This is a genomic window from Streptomyces sp. NPDC054841 (assembly GCF_053611045.1).
The window spans coordinates 1-2827 of the sequence record NZ_JBSGZO010000744.1 but is presented as its reverse complement, the minus strand read 5'-3'; the positions used below and the strand labels follow the sequence as shown (position 1 = coordinate 2827).

3 protein-coding genes are annotated in these 2827 nt (G+C 70.6%); 1 reads left to right on the top strand and 2 read right to left on the bottom strand.

Features of this window, described 5'->3' with window-relative positions:
* Window positions 1-135: 135 nt before the first annotated feature.
* Both ACWGI8_RS42610 and ACWGI8_RS42605 read right to left on the bottom strand, forming a co-directional pair.
* Complete coding sequence (locus ACWGI8_RS42610; protein ID WP_453668837.1) at window positions 136-1686, bottom strand: MFS transporter; 1551 nt, start codon at window positions 1684-1686, stop codon at window positions 136-138.
* Entirely contained in the window at window positions 1683-2234 is a 552-nt protein-coding gene (locus ACWGI8_RS42605; RefSeq protein ID WP_453668836.1) for a TetR/AcrR family transcriptional regulator, read from the bottom strand. Before ACWGI8_RS42605 ends, ACWGI8_RS42610 begins: the two co-directional genes overlap by 4 nt.
* A gap of 85 nt (window positions 2235-2319) precedes the next feature.
* On the opposite strand from ACWGI8_RS42605, the gene ACWGI8_RS42600 reads away from it, so the two are divergent.
* Window positions 2320-2826, top strand: coding sequence for an HAD domain-containing protein (locus tag ACWGI8_RS42600; protein WP_453668835.1), 507 nt, complete (start codon window positions 2320-2322; stop codon window positions 2824-2826).
* Window position 2827: the final 1 nt, after the last annotated feature.

Here is a 2827-nt window from a genome sequence, read left to right as displayed (position 1 = left end):
CACGCGTTGGGTGCCCGGGGTGACGGGGGCCCGGGGTGACGGGTGCGACCAGGGTGCCCGGCCGTCGTACCGGCCCCGGGCACCGTGGGTGGTACCCACCCGTTCCGCCCCGGCGGGGCGTACGCCCCCGAACGGTTACGGGTGCTCGATGCTGTCGGCGAGCTTCTGGCCGCGCAGCAGGAACCACGCGGCGGCCGCGGTGGCGAGCAGCACCGCCGCACCCACGCCCGAAGCGAGCCTGAGCCCGTCGACGAACGCCTCCTGGGCGGCGCCGACCAGGGCCGCGCCCTGCTGCGCCGGGAGCGCGGTGGCTGCCTCGACGGCTCCGCCGAGCGACTCATGGGCGGCGGAGGCCACGTCCGCCGGCACCCCGGCCGGGGTCACGAAGTCCCGGTAGACCCCGGTCACGATGGAGCCGAGCAGGGCGATACCGAGGGCGGCGCCGAGTTCGTAGGCGGTCTCGGAGACCGCGGAGGCCGCACCTGCCTGTTCCTTGGGAACGCTGGAGAGGATCACGTCGGCGGTGACGGTGAACGAGAATCCCGCGCCGATGCCGACGACGAACAGCGCCGCACCGAGCAGCGGATAGCCGGTGGACCGGCCGATGAGGGTCAGCACGGCGAGCGCGACTCCCACGGCGGCGAGACCGGCGGCCACCACCGACCGTACGGAGAACCGCCGGGCGACCGTGCCCGCGACCAGACCCGTGGCCACCGCACCGATCGCGGCGGGCAGTTCCGCGAGACCGGCCTCGAACGGCTCCCTGCCCTGCACCAGTTGCAGGAACTGGGACAGGAAGAAGACCAGTCCGGACAGGCCGAGAATGGTCAGCAGGTCCGCGAGGACGGCGCCGGAGAAGCCCCGGTGCCGGAACAGCCGCATGTCGAGCAGCGGCGCGGGCAGGGTCAGCTGCCTGCGGACGAATCCGTACAGCCCGGCCGCACCGATGAGCGCGGCGGCGCCCGACTCCCAGCCGAGGCCGTGGGTCGCGGCCTCCTTGACGGCGTATACGACACCGACCATGCCTATGAGGGACAGCGCGACACTCATCAGATCCCACGGCCCCGCGACCGGGTTCTTGGACTCGGGCAGCAGCTTGATGCCGACGAGCACGAGGACGGCCATCACGGGCAGGTTGATGAGGAAGACCGAGCCCCACCAGAAGTGTTCCAGCAGGAAGCCGCCGACGACGGGTCCGACGGCCGCGCCCGCCGAGGCCATGGCGCCCCAGATGCCGATGGCGAGGCTGCGCTCCTTGGGGTCGTGGAAGATGTTGCGGATCAGGGCCAGCGTGGAGGGCATCAGCGTGGCACCGGCGACACCGAGCAGCGCCCGGGCGAGAATCATCATCTCGGGCGTGTTGGCGTACGCGTTGAGCACGGACACCGCGCCGAACGCGACGGCACCGCTCAGCAGCAGCTTCTTCCGGCCGATCCGGTCACCCAGGCTGCCCATGGAGACGAGCAGACCCGCGATGACGAAGGAGTAGACGTCACCGATCCACAGGAGCTGGGTCCCTGACGGCTTGAGGTCCTCGCTGAGGAAGGGCGTCGCAAGGCCGAGTACGGTGGCGTCCACGGCCACCAGCAGAACGGCCAGCACCAGCACCGCGAGCGCGAGCCAGCGCCCGGGGCGGTACAGGGTTTCGTCCGTCCCGCTCGTGCGCTGGACCGTGCTGGTGGTCATTTCTCCACACTCCGTGTTGCTCCGCCGAGCAACAGTTCGGCGATCATGTATTGGAAGTCGTTCTTGGCGACCCGGCCGTCCATGACGGCCCAGGCGCAGGTGCCGATGAGCCCGTACAGGGCCTCGGTGAGCCATGCGGGCGAGAGGTCGATCCGGAACTCGCCCTGCTCCTGACCGCGCCGGAAGAGGGCCGAGACACGGGCATCGAGCCTGGCCCAGCCTTCGTTGATCTCGTCGCCCTCGAACAGCTGGTTCTCGGTGACGAGGAAGGCGAGCAGGTCCGCGCCGGGCTCCATCTCGGCGATCAGCCGCCGCAGCCCGTCGCTCGCGCCGGCGTCGTCGAGGCGCGCCCGGTCGAGCGCGGCCTCGAACTCCTGGATGCCGAGCGCTTCGAGGGCCTTCACCAGGGCGTCCCGGCCCGCGAAGTGCCGGTGCAGCGTGGCGCGCCCGATGCCCGCGGCGCGCGCGACCTCGTCCATGGTCGCGGTCGATTTGCGGGCGAGGAGGGCGGCGGCGGTGCGGAGCACCTGTTCACGGTCCATGGCCATGAGACGAGCATACACCGAATGAGACGTTCATGTCTCATTCGATAAATCGATGCCTCATAGGGAGGCTGGAGGAGATGCTGTGCCCATGAAGCCGCTGCTGCTGATCGACATCGACGGTCCGCTGAATCCCTACGGCGGAAAGCCGCAGAGCCGCCCCGAGGGCTACACGACGCACCGGATGCGGCCGAGCGGCTGGACGCACGACAAGCCGCTGCGGGTCTGGCTGAACCCCGGGCACGGCGAGGAGCTGCTGGCGCTCGCGGAGTGGTACGAGCTGGTGTGGGCGACGACCTGGAAGGGCGAGGCGAACGAGTGGGTCGGTCCGCATCTGGGGCTGCCCGAACTGCCGTACATCGACTGGCCCGTGATGCACGGGGCCTCGCCGCGCGGGACGTTCTGGAAGACGCAGTACGTGCTCGACTACGCGGCCGGGCGGCCGTTCGCGTGGGTCGACGACGAGATCACGCACCTGGACAGGGAGTGGGTGGAGCGCAACCACCTCACCGACGCGCTGCTGCTGCACATCGACCACCGGATCGGACTGACCCGGCCGGACTTCGACGCGCTCGCGGAGTGGGCCGAGGCGCTGTGAC